The following is a 23,122-nucleotide window of genomic DNA, read 5'->3' on the forward strand; positions in this document are numbered from 1 at the left end:
GGCGCTTCCCGGCACCGGTGATCTGGAGGAGCCGGCCCGCGGCTGGCTGGCCCAGGACCCCGACCCCGACACCCGCGCCGAGCTGTCGGCCCTCATCGAGAGCGGGGACCTGGAGGGGTTGCGGGACCGCTTCGGCTCCAAGCTGGAGTTCGGCACGGCCGGGCTGCGCGGCGAGCTGGGGGCGGGCCCCAACCGGATGAACCGCGTCACCGTCATGCGCGCCGCCGCCGGCCTGGCCGCGGTCCTCGGTCCCGGCAAGCACGTGGTCATCGGCTACGACGCCCGGCACAAGTCCGACGTGTTCGCCCGCGACACCGCCGCCGTCCTGACGGGCGCCGGCCTGCACGCCTCCCTCCTGCCGCAGCCCCTGCCCACGCCGGTGCTGGCCTTCGCCGTACGCCACCTCGGCGCGGACGCCGGGGTGACCGTCACCGCCAGCCACAACCCGCCGCGGGACAACGGCTACAAGGTCTACTGGGGCGACGGCTCCCAGATCGTGCCGCCGATCGACAGCGAGATCTCGGCCGCCATCGACGCCGTCGGCCCCGTCGACCGGCTCCCGCTCGACGGCCCCGGCACGCTGACGGAGCTGGGCGAGGGCATCATCGACGACTACCTCGACGCCGTCGCCTCCCTGCCGCTGGGGGACGATCGCGAGCTGCGGGTGGCGTACACGCCGCTGCACGGGGTGGGCGCGGCCACGCTGACGGGCGCCTTCCTGGCCGCGGGCTTCGAGAGCCCCATGGCCGTCGAGGAGCAGCGCGAGCCCGACCCGGACTTCCCGACCGTGTCCTTCCCCAACCCGGAGGAGCCTGGCGCGATGGACCTGACCATCGCCCTGGCCGCCAAGTACGGGGCGGACCTGGTCCTTGCCAACGATCCGGACGCCGACAGGTGCGCGGTGGGCGTGCCGCTGCCCGACGGCACCTGCCGCATGCTGACCGGCGACGAGGTAGGCGGCCTGCTGGCCGAACACGTGATCACGCACACCACCGGCGACCGCATGGTGGCCACCACCATCGTCTCCTCCACCCTGCTCAGCAAGATCGCCCGAGCACACGGCGTCCGCTACGGCGAGACGCTGACCGGTTTTAAATGGATCATCAAGGCGGGCCCCGGGCTGGTCTTCGGCTACGAGGAGGCGATCGGCTACAGCGTCGGCTCGGACGCGGGCCTGCCGGTCCACGACAAGGACGGGATCGGTGCCGCGCTGACGGTGGCGGCCATCGCCGCGACCGCCAAACGCACGGGCCGCACCCTCCTGGACCTCCTGGACGACCAGGCCCGGCGCTACGGCCTGCACGCCACGTCCCAGCTCTCCTTCCGGGTGCACGACCTGTCCCTGATCGCCGACGCGATGCGCGGGCTGCGGGGGAACCCTCCGGCCGAGCTGGGCGGCCGGAGGGTGACGGGCGTGGACGACCTGGCGAGAGGCGATGGCGGCCTGCCGCCCACGGACGGCCTGCGCTACCGACTGGCCGGGGACGCTCGCGTGGTGGTCCGGCCTTCGGGCACGGAGCCGAAGCTGAAGTGCTACCTGGAGGTCGTGGTTCCGGTGACCGGCGAAATGCGAGAGGCCAGAGCTCAGGCCGAGGAGTCCCTGGAATCTTTGAAGCACGACCTGACGGTTCGCCTGAATCTATGAGCTCTTGGTCTCACGCTTGAGACCATCTGGAAATCGAGGACCGCGAGGACCGCCTGCTGATACCAACGAACCTCGATAGTCTCATCCTTGAGACTTCGGGGGAGATTGCTCTGGGACTACTTGGAGCAAGCGCTCGAAGACCCGATCTCGGCCTTGATCGTCAGCGGGGAACGAGCCATGGCGGCAGAGTTCCCGCCGGACGCGTTCGCCCGTCAGGTCCTCGGTGCCATCGGGTCCGGTCAGCGCACGCACGCCAACATCGCCGCCGCCCCCGGGCATCTCCGCGCGTCGATGAACCGCGCCCTCCAACTCCTCCTGGAGAAGCGCATGATCGCCATGGACCGCCCCCTCTCGACCCGGCCATCCCGCGAGTCGCAGTACCGCGTGATCGATACCCATCTGCGGTTCTGGATCCCTTTCATCGAGGCTCGCCAGCTGCCCCCTCTCGAAGCGGACCACCGGGATCGCGTTGGCCGCAGCGAAGCGGTGGACCTCCGCCACATACGCCTGGCCGATCTCCCACCAGGAAGGGCGCGTGGCCGACGGTGCCGGAGACAGTGTTCGCCCTTGCCCGACACCGCGGGTTCAGGCCGTCAGGCCAGGCGGAACTGCACGTCGGTGTCCCACTGGATCTCCAGGCCTGGCTTCGCAGGGGCGGCGCGTCAGCTTGCTGTGGAGGAAGGTGATGGGCCAAATTTGGTAGGTCCAAGATTGGTAGGGCCAAAAATGGACCTATACTCCGAGGGTGATGGACGGATTCATTGGCCGTGATCGTGAGCTGGCCATGCTCGGCCGCTATTTCGCACGTGTTGGCACGGGAGACCGGCCAGGGCGCGCCATTCTCATGCGAGGCCGCCGCCGGGTCGGCAAGTCACGTCTTGCCGAGGAGTTCATTCGCCGGAGCGGCGTGCCGAGCCTCTTCTTCACCGCCGCCCACGAGCCACTGACCGACCAGTTGGAACGCTTCATCGCGGATGCCGTGGCCTCCGACCTGCCAGGCGCTTCCGTTTTTGAAGATTTTGAAGATGCCGCCCCCACCTCGTGGAACAGCGCGCTTCACCTGCTGGCCCAGGCCGTACCTCAAGACTCGCCAAGCGTCGTCGTCCTCGACGAGCTTCCCCTCATGATCGCCCAAGATCCTCACCTGGAGGGGAGACTGCAGCGCCTCTTCGACCGCGAATTCTCCCGCCGTCCGATGCTACTCATGCTGATCGGTTCCGATCTGTCCATCATGGAGGCGATCAACCAGTACGACCGCCCGTTCTACATGCGAGCGTCGGAGATGGTCGTCCATCCGCTCACCCCCGCCGACGTACAGGAAAAGCTGCGGTTGCCGCCTGCCGACGCAATTGACGCCCATCTCATCACGGGCGGTTTCCCCATGATCCTTGATGAGTGGCCTCAGGGCGCCACAGTAAAGGACTTCCTGAATACCGCCGTGTCCGATCCGGCCTCGGCCCTGATCATCAGCGGCGAACGCACGATGGCGGCGGAGTTCCCGCCGGAAGCGCAACCCAGGACGCTCTTGAAGGCCATCGGAGCCGGGCAACGTACCTTCTCCTCCATCTCGCGGGCCTCAGGGGGGATGCCGGCCACGTCGATCAAGCGCGCCATGCAGATTCTCATGGAGAAACGCATGATCACCTCGGAGGTGCCGCTGTCCACCTGTCCCTCGAAGGAGCGCCGTCACCACGTCGTGGACACATACCTGAGATTCTGGCTGTCCTTCCTCGAACCTGGCATGCCGGAGATCGAGCGCGGCCGCGGTGATCTCGTTGTGCGCCGGATCAAGCGTTCGTGGACGGCCTGGAGAGGCACTGCCGTTGAGCCATTGATCCGTGAATCACTCCGCCGCATGGACGGACTGCCTGAGGAGACCGCTGCGATCGGTGGCTTCTGGACGAGGACCAACGATCCCGAGATCGACCTCGTCGGCGCCGATCGGGAGCCGATTGCCAAGCGGATCACCTTGCTCGGCTCCGTGAAGTGGCTCGAGAACCGGCCGTTCGACCGTCACGATCTGAACGGGCTCATCGTGCACCGTTCGAAGATGCCCGGGGCGGATGACTCCACACCGCTCTACGCAGTCTCCCGCAGCGGATGCGAGGTGGACGGGGTCACACACATCACGCCCGAAGAACTACTCGATGTCTGGCGATAGGCCACCACGAAGCTGACTGCGTTGAGCGCCGCGATCAACGTGAGTACCCAGGGGCGGGGCCGTGGACCGGGATGTCGTACGCGGTCCACGGCACGCTCGGCTGGTGCGGGCCGTCAGGCCAGGCGGAACTGCAGGTCGGTGTCCCAGTTGTTCATGTCGGGCTCGTCGGCCGGATTCGTGTTGTAGAGCTCCAGGCGGCAGCCCCAGTGCTCCGTGCCGTCCTTCTCCGTCATGTCCCAGGTCAGGCCCTGCTCCTTGGCCCACTTCAGCATGGAGCCGGTGACGTCGATGAGCTGGTCCGGGTGGCCGTGGTGGCTGACGGTGACGTAGCGGCCGGCCGGAAGGGTGTCGGCGAAGATCTCGCCCTCGCCCTCCACCGGCGTGGCGACCGGCACCCCCGCCTGCACCACCAGCCGGTCACCGGCCATGTCGATGCTGTCGTACCGGAAGAACGGGGCGCCGGCCGGGGCCGAGCCGCGCTCGATCAGCCAGCCGATGATCTCGCCGATCCTGTCTCCGACGAGGCCGAAGGTGGTCATGGTGATGGTCTTGCGAATCCCGACGTACGGACGCTCGGGGAACTCAACGATCTGCGGCATGTTGTGTTTCCTCCTTTATCTCCCAGTACGAAGTGCATCCCCGAAACTCATCGGCAGATCGAAGAACGGGAACAGGCCGGGATCCAGGTACGTGGTGACACCGGTGATGCGGCCACCGCCGACGTCGAGGACCACCAGGGCGAACGGCTCGCCGTTCAGGTACTGCCCGAAGGCCGGGCAGCCGTTGGCCCGGGTCGGCAGGAGGCGGGAGCCGTCGCACGGGGCGTCGGCGGCGAGCATGACCGCGCGGATGTGCTCGCGGCCCCGCAGCCACCACGTGAACGGCGGCATCGACGACGTCGCGTCCTCGTGCAGCAGCTCCACCAGCGCGGCCACGTCGTAGCGCTCGAACGCCGACACGTAGCGGGCCAGCAGGTCCTCGTCCACCGCCGCGTCGGCCGCGCCGATCGCCGGGAGTTTGGCCCGGGCCCGCTGCAGCGCGCTGTTGACGGACGTGACGCTCGTGCCGAGCAGGGTGGCCGTCTCGGCGGCGGTCCATTTCAGCACGTCGCGGAGGAGAAGGACGGCGCGCTGCCGGGGCGGCAGGTGCTGCAGGGCCGCCACGAACGCCAGCCGGATCGTCTCCCTCGTCACCGACACCTCCGCCGGGTCGAGAACGCGGGCGTCGGGGATGGGCTGGATCCACCTGTTCGGCGGGAGCGGCTCGCCCAGGCCGGCGCCAGGGATCGCGTCGGGGACGAGGTCCATGGCGCGGGCGCGGCGCTGCGGGCCGCGCAGCATGTCGAGGCAGATGTTCGTGGCCAGGTGGAACAGCCACGGGCGCAGCGGGCCCCGCCCCGGATCGTACGTGCGCCACGCCCGGACGAACGTCTCCTGCACCGCGTCCTCGGCCTCGAAACCGGAGCCGAGCATGCGGTAGCAGTATCCGGTCAGCTCGATCCGGTGCCTCTCCAGGTCCGTGGAATCCACGACCTCCGTCACGTCCACTACGCCGGTGTCACCTCGATCTGCAGCTCTGTCACCCACTCCTCCAGATTGTCAGGACAGTGCAGGGAGATCTCCCTGGCCAAGCCCTGCGAGCGGAACCCGTTCTCCTCGATCCAGTGGGCCAGCGCCTGGAACGTCGGCCCCACCGCCTCCATCGACCCCTGGTGGATGATCGTGGCCGCGGTCTCGATGGCCGGCAGGTCGACCACGTCGAAGTCGTAGGAGTCGTTGGGCGGGACGGCGACCGGCATGCAGGCGTGCACCATGACCGAGCCGTCCTCCTCCGGCACGTAGTAGGCGACGCCGGGGCCTGCGAAGGCCACGCCGGCCTCCTCCACCCGCTGGCAGATCTCCCCGAACAGCGGCTTGATGACGGGGCCGATGTCCTCGCCCTCGTAGCTGGCCGCCGTGGCGCTGAGCTCGGCGACCCGCACCGGGGCCACCCTCTTGAGCACGACCTCCGCAGTCCGCATGTGCCCCTCCGTCTCGATCGTCCGGAGCCTCGCCTCGACGCTCCGCAGCCTGGCCAGGTCGGCGCTGATCTGGGCCTCGAGCTGGGCGCGGCGCATCCGTACCATGCCGTGCAGCTCCTCCGTGCTCACCTTCTCGTCGAGGATGGCCCTGACCTGCTCCAGCGTGAAGCCGAGGTCCTTGATCGCGACGATGCGGTTGAGCCTGGACAGCTGCGCGGCCTGGTAGGACCGGTAGCCGGTGACCGGGTCGACGTGTGCGGGGCGCAGCAGGCCGATCGCGTCGTAGTGGCGCAGCATGCGTACGGACACGAGTCCCAGTCTGGCGAAGTCTCCGATGCCGAACATGGTCTCCCCATGTGTAGGGCCTGACACGGTGTCAGGGTCAACCTATGGCGATTTAGGGGGCGGCAGGGTATTTTTCTTGATTAAGCGCGACCGAACGTTCGGTAGGAGATGAATGGACCTGAAGGACCGGGACGCGGATGCGAACCAGCGGATCAGGACGGCGGCGGTGCTGCTGTTCGCCCGCCAGGGCTATGCCGCCACGAGCATTCGCGACCTGGCCCGAGAGGTCAACATGACCAATGCCGGGATCTATCACCACGTGTCGAGCAAGGAAGCCCTGCTGGCCGACCTCATGCGCGGCGCCCAGCAAGGACTGATCGACGCCACTGAGCGCATACTGCAGGGAGTCCGAAGTCCCGGCGACCGCCTCGCCCTGCTGATAGGCTCGCTCACCGCCACGCACGCCCTCAGCCCCATGACGACCCGGGTCATGGACGGCGAGCTCCGCTCCCTGACCCCCGGCTCCCCCGCCCGCGACGAGATCATCAAACTCCGCGACGCCTACGAGGAGCACTGGAGGCGCGCCATCGCCGATGGCGTTTCCGAGGGTGCCTTCCGCATCGCCGACCAGAGGTTGACCCGCCTCGCCCTGATGTCCATGTGCACCGGCACCAGCGAGTGGTACCGCCCCGACGGCGACTCCACGCTGGAGCAGGTGTGCGCGGAGTTCGTGGCGATCGGCCTGGCCGCCGTACGCGCCCCCACCCAGGCCGTCGCGACGCCCGATCTTTCTCTCCTGCCCGCCTTCCCCTGGGAGCCGCCGGATGCACGAAACGATCCCCGAACTGCTGAGGCACGCCGCTAGCCAGTACGGCCGCCGCGAGTTCCTCCGCTTCCCCGACACCTCCCTGACCTTCGAAGACGCCGACGTGCAGTCGGATCGGCTGGCCGCCGCCCTGATCGACAAGGGCGTCTGCCCTGGCGACAGGGTGGCGGTCGTGATGGACAACGTGCCCGGCTGGCCGCTGAGCTGGCTGGCGATACTGAAGGCGGGCGCGATCACCGTTCCGGTGAACGTCCGCTACCGGGCCGCCGACCTGGAGCACGTCCTGCGCGACTCGGGCGCCGTCGCCACGCTGACCACCGACGACCACGCCCCGCACATCCCCGGTACGGTCTACGCCCTCGACACCTTGACCTCCTTGACGCGCGCCAGACGCCGCGTCCACATCGACCCCGACGATGTCGCGAATTTTCAGTACACGTCGGGCACCACCGGCTTCCCCAAAGCCTGCATGCTCACCCACGACTTCTGGCTCAGGACCGCCCAGATCGTCGCTGACCAGGCCGAGCTCCGCGAGGACGACGTCATGCTGATCGCGCAGGCGTATTCGTACATGGACCCTCAGTGGGCCACCCTCCTGTGCCTGATCGGCGGCATCCCCCTTGTCGTGCTCCCCCGCTTCTCCGCCTCCGGCTTCTGGCCCTCGGTCAGGGAGCACGGCGCGACGCTCACGTACGTGCTCGGCACGATGCCCCTCCTGTTGCACAAGCAGCCGCCCCACCCCCGCGACCGCGAGAACCGGATGCGGCTCGTGCTGTGCTCGGGCATCCGCCCGGACCTGCACCGGGAGTTCGAGGAGCGCTGGGGCGCCCCGTGGCGCGAGCTCTACGGCTCCACCGAGAGCGGCCCCGACCTGGTGGTGGCCATCGACGCCGACGAGACGGTGGGCACCGGCGCGATGGGCCTCGCGCCGCCCGGCAAGGAGGTCATGATCGACGAGGAGACCGGCGAGATCATCGTCCGGGGCGCGCCCATGATGAACGGCTACTGGAACCACCCGGAGGCCACCGCGAACGCGTTCAGGGACGGCTGGTACCACACCGGCGACCTGGGCTTCCGCGACTCCCACGGCTACATCCACCACGCCGGGCGGATCAAGGACATGGTCCGCAGGGGCGGCGAGAACATCTCGTGCGCCGAGGTCGAGAGTGTGCTCACCCAGCACCCGGCGATCCTGCAGGCGGCCCTGGTGCCCATCCCCGACGACCTGTGGGGTGAGCTGCCGAAGGCGTTCCTCCAGCTCCGCCCCGGCCACGCCGCCGACGAGGCCACGGCCATGAGCGTGATCGAGCACGCCAGGGGCCGCCTGGCCCGCTTCAAGATCCCGGTGTACGTGGAGTTCGTCGAGGAGTTCTCGCTGACCCCGTCGGCCCGCATCGAGAAGCGCCACCTCCAGCGGCCCGACCAGCGCGCCGCCCCCGCCATCCAGGTCGAGGAGAGAACATGATCGACATAACGGAACGCGACGAGGTGGCCGTGATCACGCTCGCCCGCCCGGAGAAGCTCAACGCCCTCACCGCCGGCATGCGCAGGGACCTGGCGGCGGCGGTACGAGGTCACGGGGACGGCAAGCGCGTCCGGGGCATCGTGGTCACCGGCACGGGACGGGCGTTCTCCGCCGGGGAGGACCTCCACGAGGCCGCCGGAAAATCCCTCCTGGAGGAGGTGGCGCTCTTCCACGACATGACCAGGGCCGTGCTGGAGACGAGCGTCCCGGTCGTGGCCGCGATCAACGGTCTGGCCGTGGGCGGCGCCGCCGAATGGACGTTGTGCTTCGACACCCGCATCGGCGCCGCGTCGGCCGAGTACTTCTTCCCAGAGAACCACCTCGGCCTGTCGATCTCGAACGCCGCGAGCTACCTGCTCCCCCGCCTGACGGGCGCCAGGGCGCTGCGGTTGGTGCTCGACTCGGACCGGCTGAGCGCGCGAGAGGCCCTGGCGGCGGGCCTGCTGGACGAGATCGTCGACCAGGAGGCGCTGGTGGAGACGGCCATCGCCCGCGTGCGTCGCTGGACGTCTCCGGGCACGGCCACGGCCGTCCACCTCTCGCTGCTGCGCCCGGCGCGCGAGGAGGTCGAGCGGGCCTTCGAGGCCGAGACCGAGGCCGCCGGGCGGGTCGAGGAGACCGGGATCGCCCAGGCGGGCATGTCCAGGTTCATCGAGTCGCGAAGGGTCAGGGAATGACGATCGCCACGACCACGAGCACGACCGCGACGGCCAGCACCACGATCGAGTCGTAGGACCAGGCGGCCCGGACCGGCGCCGCCGCGTCGTCGCGGCGCCGGGCCGACTCGGCGCGTTCGCGGATCTGGTCGCCCACCCAGTCGGCGTGCGTCTTGCCCGCGAACGCCTCGGCCGCCGCCTGCTCGCCCTTGCTCAGCGTGGGCTCGGTGCGGAAGCGGCTCCGCTGCGGCTTGGGCATGCCGCGCCGCTGCGCCTTGGCCCGCTCCCTGGCGCTGCTCATCGGCGTCCACAGCCGCAGCACCTGCTCCTCGCCGTAATGGATGGTGATGGCGTGGGACACGGTAACGTCCTCGATCGACGCCCACGGCACGAACGTCGTGCGGATCGGGTTGCGGCCCACCAGCCCGGCCTCCGTGAACACGGTCGCGGGCCGGAGCGCGATGACGTAGGTGAGCGCGGTGAGCGCGCCGAGCACGGCCAGCGCCACCAGCGACGGCTTGCCGTTGTACTTCGAGATCAGGTCCCAGACGTTGAAGGCGACGAAGGCCAGCCAGACCCACGCCAGGACGTATGCCGTCTTGGACCGGTAGGTCTGCTTCACGGCTGCCACTTGATCTGCGCGAACCCGGGTTTGATCACGCCGTTGATCAGCGCCAGCCTCTCGTCGAAGGGGATGAAGCCGGACTTCATCGCGTTGACCGTGAACCACTGCAGGTCGTCCCAGCCATAGTCGAACGCCTCGACCAGCTTGGCGAACTCCAGCGACAGGCTCGTCCGGCTCATCAGCCGGTTGTCGGTGTTGACCGTGACCCGGAAGTAGAGCCGCCGCAGCAGCCCGATGGGGTGCTCGGCGATGGACGCGGCGGCCCCGGTCTGCAGGTTGGACGTGGGGCACATCTCCAGCGGGATGCGCTTGTCCCGCACGTATGCGGCCAGCCGGCCCAGCTTGGCGGACCCGTCGCCGGTCACGGTGATGTCGTCGATGATCCGCACACCGTGCCCGAGCCGGTCGGCGCCGCACCACTGGATGGCCTGCCAGATCGACGGCAGCCCGAACGCCTCGCCCGCGTGGATGGTGAAGTGGGAGTTTTCCCGCTGGAGGTATTCGAACGCGTCGAGATGCCTGGTGGGCGGGTATCCCGCCTCCGCCCCGGCGATGTCGAACCCGACCACGCCCACGTCGCGGTAACGTATGGCGAGCTCGGCGATCTCCATGGAGCGGGCCTGGTGCCGCATGGCCGTGAGCAGCGTGCCGACGCGGATGCCGCGTCCCTCCGACCCCTGCTTGAAGCCGTCGAGCACCGCCTCGACCACCTGGTCGAGGCTCAGCCCCGTGGTGGTGTGCTGCTCGGGGGCGAAGCGCACCTCGGCGTAGACCACGCCGTCGGCGGCAAGGTCCTCGGCGCACTCGGCGGCCACGCGCACGAGCGACTCGCGCGTCTGCATGACCCCGACCGTGTGGTCGAACGTCTCCAGGTAGCGTTCGAGCGATCCCGAATCCGACGCCTCCTCGAACCACTGGCGCAGGTTGTCAGGATCGGTCGTGGGCAGCCGGTCGTAACCGGTCTCCCGCGCGAGCTCGACGATCGTCTCGGCGCGGAGCCCGCCGTCGAGGTGATCGTGGAGCAACACCTTGGGAGCCCGCCGGATCTCGTCAAGCGTGGGTCTCATCTGGCCATGATATGACCCGGCGTGCGGGCTCAGTCGCGGCCCGCGCCGTCCGGGGAGAAGGCGGGCAGGCACACGGCGACGTACTCGGCGCCCTCGGGACCGACGCGGTAGCGGACCTTCTCGCCCGGCGCCGTCACCACCGACTGCCCGGCCGCGACCTCCGTCGTCCCGCCGTCGTGCTCGATGATCAACGTGCCGCGCAGGACCACGCTGTATTCGGTGAACGACGGCGTCTGTGCGGGCTCTTCCCAGCCCGGCGGCGCGGTCATGTGGGCGATGGAGATCTCCTCGTCGCCGCTGCTGACGCGGCCGACGTGCTCGTCGATCAGCTTGCCACCGGGTACGGGGATGCGGGCCGGGCCCTCGATCTTTCTCACCACGAGGTCAGGTTAGTCTCTTCCGCCGTCTCGGGATATGCGGGTTTCTTCCCTTGTCGGGGGTACGCGGGTTTCTTCCCTTGTCGGGGTATGCGGGGTGTCCCCGCAGGTCGGGGTGTCCCCGCAGGTCGGGGTGTCCCCGCAGGTCGGGGTGTCCCCGCAGGTCGGGATGTCCTCGCAGGTCAGTGTGCCACGTCGAGGATCAGCTGGGTGGGCTCCTCCTGCTCCCTGAGCTGGAACGCGGCCTGCCTGGCCAGCACCACCCCGATGCCGACGCGGCCCTCGAAGTCGCCGGTCCGCACGACCTCGGTGAGGTTGCCGAGGTCGGCGGGGTAGATCGGGCCGCCCTTCCAGGTGGGCCGGCCGTCTTCGTCGTGGGCGTGCGCGGGGAAGAGCGTGAGCTGCAGGTACGCGCCGCCGCGCACGTCGATGGGTTTGCCCGAGCCGTCCTGCAGGAACTCGTCCACCCATTTCACGTTGTATCCAGGGATATCGCCTTCGAGGTCGATGACCAGGCGGTCGTAGGTTTGGTGGGCGGCGTACCGCACGGCCGTGACGACGGCGGGCTCCATGCCCTCCCGCTCCACGTCCACCTCGCTGGTGCTGGTCGGGGCGTCGGGGCCGGGGGTGACCGCCGATTCGGTCGCGGACGGGGTTCCGGTCAGGGCGGTCTGGGTGGCCTGGCCGCAGGCGGTGAGCATGGCCAGGCAGGCGAGCAGGGCGACGACGCGGGTGCGCGACGACCGGCCGCCGGACGGGGATGACGGTCGCATGCCTCGGTAGATGCCCAGCCCACGGGCCTGCAAGCGGTGTTTCCCTCGATCGGCACGGGCTTTCCTGGGGCTTCCGCTGGACCGGTTGGGGCCTCTAGCCTGATCAGCCCACAAGGAGTCATATACGTGAGCAAATCCAGTGATTTACCAGTTTTCCTGGCTAATTATGGGCCGTCTTTCGCCCGCACCGCGTACCTGCTGACGGGCGACGCGGACCGGGCCCTTGACCTGGCCGTCGGCGCGCTGGCCACGGTCGGCCGCCGCTGGCCCGCGGTCCGCTCGAGCCAGCCGGTGCAGGCCGTGCTGCGCGAGTTGTACCGCCGCTACCTGTCCGCCAAGGCGCCGCCGATGCCAGAGCCGGGGCCCGGGGCGTACGCGCTGGCCTCGTTGCCGCCCCACGCGCGGGCCGCCATCGTCGCCCGCTTCCACGACGGGCTTCCCCCACAGCAGGCCGCCGCGATCACCGGTCTGTGGCCGGCGGCCCTCGACCAGGAAACCGACCAGGCCGGCGCCTACCTCCGAGCCACCCGCCCGGACCTCTTCATCGCATCGCCACCGCCTACGGAAGGCCCCGAGCCTCCTGAGCGGTCCCGGCCGCCGCGGGAGGCGTCCGCGCCGTCGAGCCCGGCGACCAGCCGGCCGGAGTCAGCGGCCGAGCCACCGGAGCCGGCAACCCAGCCGTCGCACGAGACACCCCGAGACCAGCACGGCCCAGCGGGCAGCGCACCCCCGCCGCCCGGTCCCGCCGCGGGCCAGGAGGCGCAGCGGGACCGTAGCGCGCCGTGGGCGGCCCCCTGGGATGCGCCCGGCGCCGCTCCCGGTGTCGCGGCCGAGGCCGTTCCGGGGGCCGGGATCGACGCCTCCGAGACTGGTGCTGTCACCAGGGCCGAGACCGGCTCCTTCGCCGTGGCCGGCAACCCCGGCTCCACGCCGTGGGAGGCTCCGGCCCGGGCGTGGGACGTGGTGCCGGATGCGGACGACCCGGCGCTCCGTGCCGTGCTCGTCCGCATCGCCGCCGCCGAGATGCCCCACATCCACCTCTCCGGCCCGGTCCTGCGCCTCATCGGCAGGCGCCGCAGGATCCGAGCGGCGACCTGGACAACGCTCACCGTCGGCGCGATGGGTGCGTTCGTGGCACTGACCTTGGTCGCCGTAACCGCCGTCGCCCGCAACATCGAGCGCGTGACCGCCGAGCCCAGCGGCTTCACCACCGCTTACCCGCAGCCCACGGAGAAGATCCCCGAGGCGCTCCCCGCCAGCCTGAGCGACCCCATCAGCTACGCGTACGTGTCCTACTGCGGGGGCACCGGCAATAACCCGGCCAACCCGCAGCCCTGCGGCCAGTGGCGGCTGACGACCGTGTCGGGCGATGAGTGGCGGCTGCCCGGCGCGGGAGCCGGCTACGACGAGGACAGGGGCGACACCCTTCCCTTCGCCCTGAGCCAGAACGGCCGCCGCCTGGCCTACCGGAACAACCAGGGCTCGTACGTCGTCCACGACCTCCCCACCGGCACCATCAAGCGGATCGACGTGGACGACAGCTCGTCCGCCGCGCACCTCACGTCCTCCCCGAACGGCCGCTACGTCGCCATCGACTTCGCGGACGCCACCAACAGCGCGCTGCTCGACTTCGACACCGGCGTCACCCGCTACACCTCCGGCGCGGTGCGGGTCCTCGCCGTGCGGAACGACGGCGTGCAGGTGGTCACCGAGACGGAGGACGTCGACGACGTCCCGGGGCACGCCTCCGTCACCACGATCGAGTTGACGGGCGCGCAGGTCTACGCGGGCGGCTACCGGATCGACCCCGACCTCATCGAGTACGGCACTGCCGTATCCCCCGACGGCCACACCCTCGCCCTGATCGCCGAGGACTCGACGCTCGTCACCATGGACGTCCGCACCGGCCGCCTCTCCGGGCGGCGCACGGTGCTGGAGGACTACGAGGTGATCGCGGTGGAGCGCTGGATCGGCGCGGACGAGGTCCTCGTACGCCAGTGGGACGAGGACGACTACATCTACCTCACCAAGGTCAACGTGCGTTCGGGCGCCACCACGTCGTACGCGGAGGAGACGGCCGAGTTGCTCGACTACGACTCGCCGCTCGGCGTACTGGGGCAATGAAAAGGGCCCCGCCAGGACGGCGGGGCCCTCTTCGCTCGCGAACTCAGACGGTCTCGTAGACCTTCGCGGAATCCTGCTCCACGGCCACAGTCTTGCGGCCGCGCAGCCCGGTCGCGGAGATCGCCAGCCCGACCAGGGCCAGGACCAGCGACACCACGATGGCCGCGCGCAGCGAGCCGATCGAGAGCGTCTCACCGCCGCCGCCCGAGGTCATCACGGCGGTGACCACGGCCAGCACGATGGCGCCGCCCACCTGCCCGGAGGTGTTGAGCAGTCCGGAGGCCAGCCCCTGCTCGTCGTCGTGCACGCCGCTGACGGCCTGGATGTTGAGCGCGGGGAACGACAGCGCGAACGCGACGCCCAGCAGGAGCATGCCGGGGATCACCATGCCGGCCAGGCTGGGCGTGGAGTCGATGCCCAGGAAGATCGCGTAGCCACCGGCCAGCGCGGCCGCGCCGATGACGATCAGCTTGCCGGTGCCGAACCTGTCGGCGAAGTCGCCCATCTTGGTCGAGGTGACCGCGACGAGCAGGCCCGCGGGCACGAACGCCAGGGCCGTGCCCAGGGCCGACCAGCCGAGCAGGTTCTGGAAGTACTGCATGGCCACGAACTGGAAGGCCACGTACGAGCCCATCAGGATCACTAGGCCGAGATTGGCCCGCACGATGTGGCCGGAGCGCAGGATGCCGAGGCGGACCAGCGGGTGCTTCATCCGCAGCTCGGCGAAGACGAACAGCCCGAGCAGCGCGGCCACGGCCACCAGCGAGCCGATGGTCCGCAGCGAGGCCCAGCCGGCCTCGGGCGCCTGCACGACGGTGAAGACCAGCAGCAGCATCGAGGCGGTGATCAGTACGGCGCCCAGCAGGTCGTGGCCGCCCTCGGCCCGCTCCTCCGCGCCACGCGGCAGCACCTTCAGCGCGGCGATCAGCGCGATGACCGCGACGGGCACCGGCATCAGCAACGTCAACCGCCAGTCGACCTGGGTCAGCAGGCCGGAGATCACGAGGCCGAGCGAGTAGCCGCTGGCGGCGCAGGCGGTGAAAATGCTCAATGCCTTGTTGCGCTCCGGGCCCTCAGGAAAGGTCGTCGTGATGATCGACAATGCCGCGGGCGCGGTGAACGCGGCGGCCACGCCCTTGACGAACCGGGCCGCGATCAGCAGCCCGCCGTCGTCCACAACACCACCGAACAGCGACGCGACGGCAAAGACACCCAGCGCGACCAGGAACACCCTGCGCCGCCCGAGCAGGTCGGCGGTCCTGCCCCCGAGCAACAGAAGACCGCCGTAGCCGAGCACGTAGCCGCTGACCACCCACTGCAGAGAAGAAGTGCTCAAGCCCAGGTCGTGCTGGATGGCCGGTAGCGCGACACCGACCATCGAGACGTCCAGGGCGTCAAGGAAGACCACTGCGCAGAGCACGGCGAACGCGACCCAGCGGGATGAAGAAGATACGGGAGATGAGGAGGAGGACATGGACCAGAACAATACATGCATGCACATCTAATGCAAGCGCATTAAATGCAGTTGCATGAGATTTAGCGGGGTGGTAACCTCCGCGACATGGACGAGCAGTTCGTGGTCGAAACCTGGCATTACGTCCTGGCCAAGCATGCCAAGGCCATGTGCGCGCTGGAGCGCGAGCTGGGAGATCGGCACGGGCTAGGGCCCAGCGAGTTCGAGGTGCTGGACCGGATGGTCCATCACGAGAGGAAGCTGCGCCTGCAGGAGCTCTGCGACGAGGTCCACCTGAGCCAGAGCGCCCTGTCCAGGGTGGTGGCGCGGCTGGAGAAGGCGGCGCTGGTCTCGCGCGGCGCCTGCGACTCGGACCGGCGCGGCGTCTTCGTCTGCATCACCCCCGAGGGCCGCACCCGGCACGCGGAAGCGCTCCCGACGCACCGCGCCGTGCTGGCCGGCGTCTTCACCGACGGCGCTGCCACCCCGGAGTTCGCCGGAACGCGGCGCGAGTCCGTCCAGAGGGATCACGCGTAGAACACGCGACCGGTGCCGAGATCGGCCTCCGGTGTCATGAGGTGGGAGAGACGCGCGCGAGGCGACGTGCGAGCGCGTCGAGATCCTCGACGAGGGACTCGCGAAGCCGGGTGGTGAACCGCGCGGTGAGCAGAGTGGCGCTCACGGCGGTGGGCGTGGAGCGGCTGCCAGGCAGAGCGACGCCCACGCACGTGATGCCTTCCGTGTTCTCCTCGTCGTCGACGGCATAGCCCCGCTCGCGGGTGCTGTCGAGGTCACGGCGCAGAGCGTCCATGCTCCGATGGGAGCGCGGCGTGAACGCCGGCAACTCGTGCACCTCTGCCAGGCGTCGCTCCATTTCCTCGGGTGCGAGCGAGGCGAGCATGGCCTTGCCGAGCGCGGTGACCACGGCAGGCATGCGCCGCCCGATGTCGCTGGCCAGCCTGACGGGCTGGCTGCCGTCGTGCCGCGCGAGGTAGACGACCTCGAGGCCGTCCAGAATGGCGAGCAGCAGCGTCTCCTGCGAGGCCGCGGGCAGTGAGCCGGCGGCCGTGCGGAACTCGCTGACGATGTCGGTGTCGGCGAGGAAACCCTGACCGAGCTCGAGCACCTTGTAATCCAGCGCCCATCGGCCGTCGATGCGGCGGATCATGTGGGTGTCCTCCAGCGCCATGCACAGGTTCGCGACGGTGGACTTGGCCAGATCGAGGGACCGGGCCAGCTCGGTCACGGACAGGGGCCGCCGGCTCTTGGACAGGGTCTCCAGCACGGCGACCGCGCGGGTCACGGCGGGCGAGCGGCTTTCGACGGAGCGCAGGGAGCGCGCCACGGGCTGCTCCGCCTGTGACACGGGCGCGGCCTGGCTCATGAGGGCTCCTTCGTCGTGCGCTGCAGAAGTTCTGCTCGGTTCCCATAGTACGAACGATGTGCCAAATGCTGCCCTGGATCTCCCCATGACCATGCCTCTGGGCCGCGAGGCGCCTACGGACGTATTTCTGGGCCTGCGTTCCACCGGTGGAATCCCCGGCCGCGAGCCGCGTCAGAAGCTCACCGCGCGCCCGGCCGATGGGCGGTCCCCGGCAGCGGGGTCGGCGCGGACTCGCCGCTGAGAACGGCCTCGATGTTGCGGGCGGCGAGCTCGACCATCGCCGCCCGCGTCTGCACGGTCGCCGAGCCGACGTGCGGAAGCACCACCAGGCGCGGCTCGGCGAAGAGCGGGTCGGCCGGGTCCACCCGTGGCTCGTCGACCATCACGTCAAGCCCTGCGGAGTGCAGCTCTCCGCGGCGCAACGCGGACAGCAGGGCGTCCTCGTCGACGATCCCGCCCCGCGCGGTGTTGACCAGGGTCGCCGTCGGCTTCATCCGGGCGAGCTCCGCGGCGCCGATCATGCCCACCGTCTCGGGGGTCAGCGGCGTGTGGACGGACACCACATCGCTGGTCGACAGCAACTCCTCGAAAGGCACCCAACGGGACAGCTCGTCGTCCTCCTTGCGCCGCGGGTGGTGGTGCTGCACGCGCATGCCGAATCCGACGGCTCTGCGCGCCAGGGCCCGGGCGATCTGCCCGTAGCCGATCAACCCGAGGGTCGCCCCATGAACGTCGAGGCCGAGGAAGGCGTTCATGGGCAAGGAGCCCCACTCGCCGCGGCGCATCGCGTCCATGCTGTCGACGAGGCGGCGCCGCGCCATGAGGATCAGCGCGATCGCCACGTCGGCGGTGGTGTCGGCCAGCACGTCGGGCGTGTGGGTGACGACGACGCCGCGCTCCGACGCCGCTGCCACATCGACGCTGTCGTAGCCCATCGACGCGAGGGCCACGACGCGAAGCCGCGGCCCCGCCGCGTCCAGCAACTCGGCTCCGACCCGGTCGCTGCCGATGAGGAGCAGGGCCTCGCAGTCGCGGGCCAGCTCGGCGAGCTGGGCGGGAGTGGGCGGCGCCGCTCCCTCCCACACGGTGACGTCATAGCGCGACGCGAGCCGTGCGACGCCGCCGCCCGGCAGTTCGCTACGGGAGACCGCGACGCGAGGACGGATGGCGGGCGTGCCGTTCATACTGTGCTCCGTTCATATACGTGTTCGGCTCATATACGTGTCCGGGGCGCGGACCGGTCAATCCGTCACGGGATCGGCGAAGTCGAGCAGGACCTTACAGGAGCGGGCCGGATCGGCCGCCAGCTCGAACGCCTCGCTCGTACGCACCACCGGCAGCACGGAGGTGATCACCGGATCGACGGGGAGGCGGCCGTCGGCCAGCGCGTGAAGCACCTCGCCGAGTTCGGTGTCGAAGCGGAAGGAACCGACGAGCCTCAGCTCCCGTGTGATCACCGCGTTGGCGGCGACCGGGGTGTCCCCGGGCGGCAACAGGCCCACGCCGACCACGAGGCCGCCCCGGTCGACGCCGTACACGCAGGTGCGCAGCCCTGCGGGGCTGCCCGATGACTCGATGGCGATGTCCGCCGCCAGGTCCTCGAGGCCGCCCGCGGCCCCGCCGACCCGGACGGTCGAGGTGGCCCCCACCGCCTGGGCCACGGCCAGCGGCGCATCGTGCACGTCGGTCACGGTGATCTCACGGGCGCCGGCCACCCGGAGCGCCGCGACCACCAGGCAGCCGATAGGGCCGGCGCCGGTGACCAGCACGCGTTTCCCGCGAACGTCACCGGCTTGCCGTACCGCGTGCCAGGCCACCGCCGCCGGCTCGGCCACCGCGGCCAGCCGCAGGTCCAGCCCTTCGGGAAGCGGCAGCACGCGCTCGGCGGGGACCACGAGGACATCGGCGAAGCCGCCCTGCACGTGGGGGTTGCGGGCGGCGCTGCCGAGGTAGCCGGTGTCGAGGCAGGTGTTGCGCCGCCCTGCGAGGCACTGCCGGCACCTCCCGCACGACGCCAGCGGGTGCACGGCCACCGGCGTCCCCGGCGGCGGCGCCTGCGAGCCGGCCCCGGCCTCGCGCACCCGGCCGACGATCTCGTGGCCCAGGACCAGCGGTTCACGCAACCGGAATTCGCCGACCGCGCCGTGTCGCCAGTAGTGCAGGTCGGAGCCGCAGATCCCGCCGTAGCGGATGTCGACCGCCACCTGTCCGGGGCCCGGCGCCGGTGCTGGGCGCTCTTCCAGGCGCAGATCCCCTGCGCCGTGCGCCACCACCGCGCGCATGGTCGCCCGCGTCGCCGTCGAGGTCATGTCCTTGCCCCGTCCTTCCTCAGATGACCGCGGTGAGGCCGCCGTCGACGGCGATCACCTGCCCGTTGACGAAATCCGACGCCGGGGCGGAGAGCCACACCAGCGTCCCGACGAGATCCTCCACGGACGCCCAGCGCCCGGCCGGCGTGCGACCCCGGATCCAGGAATCGAAGGCGGGGTCGTCGACCAGCGGGCGGGTCAGCTCGGTGACCACATACCCGGGAGCGAGCCCGTTGACCGTCAACCCCGACCCGGCCCACTCGGCGCACATGCTTCGGGTCAGCATGGCCAGGCCCCCCTTCGAGGCGGAGTAGGCCGCGATGCCGGGCCGGGCGAGCCAGGTCTGCACGGAGCAGATGTTGACGATCTTTCCGTGGCCGCGCTCGACCATGCCCGCGGCCACCGCCCGTCCGACGAGGAAGGCGCTGGTCAGGTTGGTGTGGAGGACGCGCTCGAAGTTCTCTGCCGACACCTGCAGCAGTGGCTCTCGGTGCTGCGTCCCGGTGTTGTTGACCAGGATGTCCACGGCGCCGATCCGGTCCTCGATCTCCCGGACTCCTTGGTGCACGGCCGCCTCGTCGGTGACGTCGAAGGGCATCGCGTGCACCTTGGCGCCGGTACGCTCGGCCAGCTCGTGCCGAGCGCGGTCGAGCTTCTCCGGGTCGCGGCCGTTGAGCACGATCTCCGCGCCCGCCTGGGCCAGGCCGCCGGCCAGGGCCGCCCCGATGCCTTTGCTGGACCCCGTCACCAGGGCCAGGCGGCCGGACAGGTCGAACAGCGAGGAACCACTCATGAGTCCACCCCCAGAGGACGGTAGTAGTGCATCAGCGCGGCGTTGTCGGAGTCGCCGTGACCCGCGGCGATCAGCCAGCGGTGCAGCTCCGCCACGGCGGTGGCGACCGGCAGCGGCACGCCGGCCGAGCGCGCGTAGTCGCGAGCGGCCTCCAGATCTTTGACCATATTGCTCACTCGCCCGGTCGGGGCGAGATCGAACTCGGCGAACTTGACGAAGAACTCCCGCAACAGCGCCGAGTCGGCCCTCCCCCCGGTGAGCGCGGCGAGCACCCGCCGCGGGGGCAGACCGGCGGCCCGCACCAGCGCGGCCGCCTCCGCGAGCGCGGCGAATCCGCAGCCGACCAGCACCTGGTTGACGGACTTCGCCAACTGCCCGGAACCGGCGGGACCGAGGTGGGTCAGCCTGGACGCCAGATCTCGCAGTACGGGCGTCGCCCGCTCCACGTGCTCCTCCTCGCCGCCGAGCATGAGGGTCAGCTCGCCGCGCTCCGCCCCCGGGGCCCCGCCCGACAGTGGCGCGTCCACCCAGCAGGCACCCAGCTTCGCGGCGCGAGCGGCGTAGTCACGGGTGCGCGTGGGGTCGATGCTCGACATGTCGATCACCAGCACGCCGTCCGGCGTTCTGGCGAGCACGCCATCGGCCCCGAAGACGACCTGCTCCACGATCTCGGCGGTATTGAGCGAGAGGAGCACCACCGAGGACTCGGCGAGCCGTGCCGGCGATTCCGCCGTGGCCGCTCCGTCCTGGGAGAGCTCCGTGACGGCGGCCGGCCGGATGTCATAGACCCGCACAGAACGCCCCCGCTTCAACAGCCGGCGCGCGATGGCCGAGCCCATGACCCCCAGCCCGGCGATCCCAACCTCGGCATGCTCCGACACGCGACCTCCTGTACCAAATGCTGAACACATATCAATATATTGAACACGCTGTGGGCCTGATGCCGCAACACCCCTGACTCCGGCAGGGCTGCACGGGGCAGGAGATCTGCCGTTTATGCAGGTTGTTTCGATGTCTACGCGCACACTTCAGGGATCTGGCGGAAAACTTGTTCTGTTCAGAATGTTGGCTTGTGTGCTGCTTGCTGTTACGGTCTGGGGCGTCTGCAGATGAACTGCGCGTTACATCGTCCGCGCGACGGAAGGTGACCTCCCCCATGCAGGTGCCAACCACGACCTCCCAGCCCCCCGGCGACGACAGCACCCGCACGAACCCCGGGCTGCGCCGCGCGCTGGTGACCAGTTCGGTGGGCAGTGCCCTCGAGTACTACGATTTCGCGATCTACGGCATCGCCTCGGCCCTGGTGTTCAAGCACCTGTTCTTCCCCGGGCTGGGCCCGGCGGTCGGGCTGGTGGCGATCTTCGCAACCTACGCCCCCTGGGACGGCCCCACCACCGGCCCCGAAGCGGTCCCCGGCAAGACCGTCGTCTACGTCGCCCAGAGCATGACCAACCCCGGCGTGGGCGGCACGGCCAAAGGGGTCAAGGAGGCCGCGCAGGTCATGGGCTGGCAGGTACGGATCATCGACGGCCAGGGCACCCCCGCGGGCATCCAGGCGGCGCTCAGCCAGGCCGTCGCCGTCAAACCCGCAGGCATCGTCCTGTCCGGCTTCGACCCCAAGTCGACCGCCCAGCAGCTCGCACAGGCCGACGCCGCGGGCATCCCGCTCATCGGCTGGCACGCCGTCGCCACGCCGGGGCCCAGCAAGGACCCCAAGCTCTTCAGCAACGTCACCACGAAGGTCGAGGACGTCGCGAAGATCAGCGCCGACTGGATCATCAGCCAGTCCAAATCAAGAAGGAGCTGGCGACCTGCTCCGACGTCGAACTCCTCTCGGAGTCCAACATCCCGATCCCCGACGCAAGCACCCGCACCCCGCAGGAGGTCTCCGCCCTGCTCTCCCGCTTCGGCGCCAAGTGGACGCACTCCGTGGCCATCAACGACCTGTACTTCGCCGATGCCGCCCCGGCCCTGCGGGCGGCGGGCAAGCAGGGCGGGGACGCCCCGTTCAACATCGGCGCGGGTGACGGCGACCCGTCCGCCTTCCAGCGCATCAACAGCAAAGGGTTCCAGGAGGCCACGGTGCCGGAACCGCTGTCCGCGCAGGGGTGGCAGATCATAGACGAGTTCAACCGGGCCTTCGCCGGCGAACCGGCCAGCGGCTACGTCGCCCCTGTCCACATCACCACGGCCGCCAACAGCGTCGGCGGCTCCACGTGGGATCCGAAGGGGTTGGCAACAGTTGTTCTTTGAGTGTGCGTAAGTGTGCACGAAATGACAGGAGCTGATGCCGGAGCATGGGGGTGTGAACCTCATGGGTTGGTAGAGACCGCAGGGTGCGCCGGCAAGCGTGACGCCACGGCCGCATGGGCCACAAGGCTTGCGTATCGCTCAAATGTTCTACCCAACGGTGTCGAATTTCGGTAGCCTAGTCGTCACCTTCGGTAATAGCGTGGGAGTCGGGTGGGTCATGCAGGCGTACCGGGGTGCTCGCGATCTCCATCCAGCGATCTCTTCACATGCCTGCCGCTCGGCCAACGGCTGTGCCCGCACGACGCTGGAGGCCACGGCGCATGGCTGAGCAGCTGCGGCCGATCGAGCCGCCGTTCATCGCAGCCGCTCCCTCCGGGGTGGCGGTCCGCGATCGTCTCAAAGGGCTGACCGCCCAGGACGAGACCGTACTCCGGCTGGTGGGCGCGCATCTCGGCTCGCTGGCCTCGAAGGATCTTGCGGTGCGCTGCCGGGACGGGCTGGCGCACGACGCGGACCGGTGGGCAGAGCGCAAACGCGAGCTGACCGCGCTCTCGTCGGCGCGGTGGGCCGGGGCGATCACCAAGGCGTCGCATGACCAATGGGCACTGGCCCGCCGCTGCCAGCTCGCCCACAGGCAAAGCCTCGAGGCCGGGATCGCCACGATCACGCGCCGCCTTGCCGTGCCCGTGGGCCAGAAGGCCACCAAGGACGCCCCGGCAGGCTACCGCTCGCGCAAGGAGTGGTTCGCCAAGTCTCGCCGCCTGCACGTGCTGACCGATCGGCTGGCCGCCGTGCGGGCGGACTGGCAGGCCGGGCGGGTGCACATCGTGCGCGGCGGCAAACGGC

General features: G+C 69.9%; 22 protein-coding genes and 1 pseudogene. 10 read left to right on the forward strand and 13 right to left on the reverse strand.

Annotation, left to right across the window (positions count from 1 at the left end; translation table 11 throughout):
- Nucleotides 1-22: 22 nt before the first annotated feature.
- Both EJK15_RS20550 and EJK15_RS20555 read left to right on the forward strand, forming a co-directional pair.
- Nucleotides 23-1,645: a phospho-sugar mutase gene (locus EJK15_RS20550; protein ID WP_138712102.1), complete on the forward strand. Its 1,623-nt coding sequence runs from the start codon at nt 23-25 to the stop codon at nt 1,643-1,645.
- 748 nt (nt 1,646-2,393) lie between these two features.
- Nucleotides 2,394-3,806: an ATP-binding protein gene (locus tag EJK15_RS20555; RefSeq protein WP_138712103.1), complete on the forward strand. Its 1,413-nt coding sequence runs from the start codon at nt 2,394-2,396 to the stop codon at nt 3,804-3,806.
- A gap of 113 nt (nt 3,807-3,919) precedes the next feature.
- On the opposite strand, the gene EJK15_RS20560 is transcribed toward EJK15_RS20555, so the two are convergent.
- Genes EJK15_RS20560 through EJK15_RS20570 form a run of 3 tightly spaced genes read right to left on the reverse strand, consistent with a single transcriptional unit; the run spans nt 3,920 to nt 6,171 of the window.
- Complete coding sequence (locus EJK15_RS20560) at nt 3,920-4,405, reverse strand: GyrI-like domain-containing protein (RefSeq protein WP_138712082.1); 486 nt, start codon at nt 4,403-4,405, stop codon at nt 3,920-3,922.
- Nucleotides 4,406-4,420: 15 nt separating this feature from the next.
- Entirely contained in the window at nt 4,421-5,347 is a 927-nt protein-coding gene (locus EJK15_RS20565; protein WP_276615411.1) for a sigma-70 family RNA polymerase sigma factor, read from the reverse strand.
- 5 nt (nt 5,348-5,352) lie between these two features.
- The gene (locus EJK15_RS20570; RefSeq protein ID WP_138712083.1) at nt 5,353-6,171 is read right to left on the reverse strand and encodes a MerR family transcriptional regulator; all 819 of its coding nucleotides are present in this window, start codon (nt 6,169-6,171) and stop codon (nt 5,353-5,355) included.
- A 112-nt stretch (nt 6,172-6,283) separates the two neighbouring features.
- On the opposite strand from EJK15_RS20570, the gene EJK15_RS20575 reads away from it, so the two are divergent.
- From EJK15_RS20575 to EJK15_RS20585, 3 genes are read left to right on the forward strand one after another with little or no spacing between them, the layout of a single operon-like run.
- The gene (locus EJK15_RS20575; RefSeq protein WP_138712084.1) at nt 6,284-6,976 is read left to right on the forward strand and encodes a TetR/AcrR family transcriptional regulator; all 693 of its coding nucleotides are present in this window, start codon (nt 6,284-6,286) and stop codon (nt 6,974-6,976) included.
- Nucleotides 6,936-8,402 carry a class I adenylate-forming enzyme family protein gene (locus EJK15_RS20580; RefSeq protein ID WP_240777087.1) on the forward strand — a complete coding sequence of 489 codons (1,467 nt, stop codon included), beginning with the start codon at nt 6,936-6,938 and terminating at the stop codon, nt 8,400-8,402. The genes EJK15_RS20575 and EJK15_RS20580 overlap by 41 nt, the downstream gene beginning before the upstream one ends.
- The gene (locus tag EJK15_RS20585) at nt 8,399-9,139 is read left to right on the forward strand and encodes an enoyl-CoA hydratase/isomerase family protein (protein ID WP_138712085.1); all 741 of its coding nucleotides are present in this window, start codon (nt 8,399-8,401) and stop codon (nt 9,137-9,139) included. Before EJK15_RS20580 ends, EJK15_RS20585 begins: the two co-directional genes overlap by 4 nt.
- On the opposite strand, the gene EJK15_RS20590 is transcribed toward EJK15_RS20585, so the two are convergent.
- The 4 genes from EJK15_RS20590 to EJK15_RS20605 all read right to left on the reverse strand — a co-directional run bounded on the left by EJK15_RS20590 (nt 9,129) and on the right by EJK15_RS20605 (nt 11,960).
- Nucleotides 9,129-9,740: a PH domain-containing protein gene (locus EJK15_RS20590; protein WP_138712086.1), complete on the reverse strand. Its 612-nt coding sequence runs from the start codon at nt 9,738-9,740 to the stop codon at nt 9,129-9,131. The two genes, EJK15_RS20585 and EJK15_RS20590, sit on opposite strands and share 11 nt — an antisense overlap.
- A complete protein-coding gene (locus EJK15_RS20595) occupies nt 9,737-10,810 on the reverse strand; it encodes an adenosine deaminase (protein ID WP_138712087.1) in 1,074 nt (357 codons plus the stop codon). The genes EJK15_RS20590 and EJK15_RS20595 overlap by 4 nt, the downstream gene beginning before the upstream one ends.
- Before the next feature lie 29 nt (nt 10,811-10,839).
- Nucleotides 10,840-11,190 carry a cupin domain-containing protein gene (locus tag EJK15_RS20600; RefSeq protein WP_138712088.1) on the reverse strand — a complete coding sequence of 117 codons (351 nt, stop codon included), beginning with the start codon at nt 11,188-11,190 and terminating at the stop codon, nt 10,840-10,842.
- Between the two features lie 179 nt (nt 11,191-11,369).
- Entirely contained in the window at nt 11,370-11,960 is a 591-nt protein-coding gene (locus tag EJK15_RS20605) for an AMIN-like domain-containing (lipo)protein (protein WP_138712089.1), read from the reverse strand.
- A 126-nt stretch (nt 11,961-12,086) separates the two neighbouring features.
- Here EJK15_RS20605 and EJK15_RS20610 point away from each other — a divergent pair, with 126 nt between their 5' ends.
- Entirely contained in the window at nt 12,087-14,084 is a 1,998-nt protein-coding gene (locus EJK15_RS20610) for a hypothetical protein (protein ID WP_138712090.1), read from the forward strand.
- Between the two features lie 43 nt (nt 14,085-14,127).
- Here the strand turns inward: EJK15_RS20610 and EJK15_RS20615 are convergent, their stop codons facing one another.
- Nucleotides 14,128-15,492 carry an MFS transporter gene (locus EJK15_RS20615; protein WP_240777088.1) on the reverse strand — a complete coding sequence of 455 codons (1,365 nt, stop codon included), beginning with the start codon at nt 15,490-15,492 and terminating at the stop codon, nt 14,128-14,130.
- Between the two features lie 153 nt (nt 15,493-15,645).
- Between EJK15_RS20615 and EJK15_RS20620 the strand changes: the two genes are divergently transcribed.
- Nucleotides 15,646-16,074 carry a MarR family winged helix-turn-helix transcriptional regulator gene (locus tag EJK15_RS20620; RefSeq protein ID WP_138712092.1) on the forward strand — a complete coding sequence of 143 codons (429 nt, stop codon included), beginning with the start codon at nt 15,646-15,648 and terminating at the stop codon, nt 16,072-16,074.
- 34 nt (nt 16,075-16,108) lie between these two features.
- Here the strand turns inward: EJK15_RS20620 and EJK15_RS20625 are convergent, their stop codons facing one another.
- The 5 genes from EJK15_RS20625 to EJK15_RS20645 all read right to left on the reverse strand — a co-directional run bounded on the left by EJK15_RS20625 (nt 16,109) and on the right by EJK15_RS20645 (nt 20,904).
- Nucleotides 16,109-16,921 (reverse strand): IclR family transcriptional regulator, encoded by an 813-nt coding sequence (locus EJK15_RS20625; RefSeq protein ID WP_171074429.1) that lies wholly within the window; start codon nt 16,919-16,921, stop codon nt 16,109-16,111.
- 179 nt (nt 16,922-17,100) lie between these two features.
- Entirely contained in the window at nt 17,101-18,105 is a 1,005-nt protein-coding gene (locus EJK15_RS20630) for a 2-hydroxyacid dehydrogenase (RefSeq protein ID WP_138712094.1), read from the reverse strand.
- A 57-nt stretch (nt 18,106-18,162) separates the two neighbouring features.
- Nucleotides 18,163-19,230: an L-idonate 5-dehydrogenase gene (locus tag EJK15_RS20635; protein WP_138712095.1), complete on the reverse strand. Its 1,068-nt coding sequence runs from the start codon at nt 19,228-19,230 to the stop codon at nt 18,163-18,165.
- A gap of 19 nt (nt 19,231-19,249) precedes the next feature.
- The gene (locus tag EJK15_RS20640; RefSeq protein WP_138712096.1) at nt 19,250-20,023 is read right to left on the reverse strand and encodes an SDR family oxidoreductase; all 774 of its coding nucleotides are present in this window, start codon (nt 20,021-20,023) and stop codon (nt 19,250-19,252) included.
- Nucleotides 20,020-20,904, reverse strand: a complete 885-nt coding sequence (locus EJK15_RS20645; RefSeq protein WP_206060990.1) for an NAD(P)-dependent oxidoreductase — start codon at nt 20,902-20,904, stop codon at nt 20,020-20,022. The genes EJK15_RS20640 and EJK15_RS20645 overlap by 4 nt, the downstream gene beginning before the upstream one ends.
- A 275-nt stretch (nt 20,905-21,179) precedes the next feature.
- Here EJK15_RS20645 and EJK15_RS20650 point away from each other — a divergent pair, with 275 nt between their 5' ends.
- The 3 genes and pseudogenes from EJK15_RS20650 to EJK15_RS20655 form a co-directional block, all read left to right on the forward strand.
- Entirely contained in the window at nt 21,180-22,145 is a 966-nt protein-coding gene (locus EJK15_RS20650; protein ID WP_206060991.1) for a substrate-binding domain-containing protein, read from the forward strand.
- A complete protein-coding gene (locus EJK15_RS72850; RefSeq protein ID WP_206060992.1) occupies nt 22,106-22,276 on the forward strand; it encodes a hypothetical protein in 171 nt (56 codons plus the stop codon). The genes EJK15_RS20650 and EJK15_RS72850 overlap by 40 nt, the downstream gene beginning before the upstream one ends.
- Nucleotides 22,277-22,596: 320 nt before the next feature.
- Nucleotides 22,597-23,122 (forward strand): annotated as a pseudogene (locus EJK15_RS20655) (IS200/IS605 family accessory protein TnpB-related protein); the annotation flags it as partial.

The organism is Nonomuraea basaltis (genome assembly GCF_005893125.1).
Lineage (GTDB): Bacteria > Actinomycetota > Actinomycetes > Streptosporangiales > Streptosporangiaceae > Nonomuraea > Nonomuraea basaltis.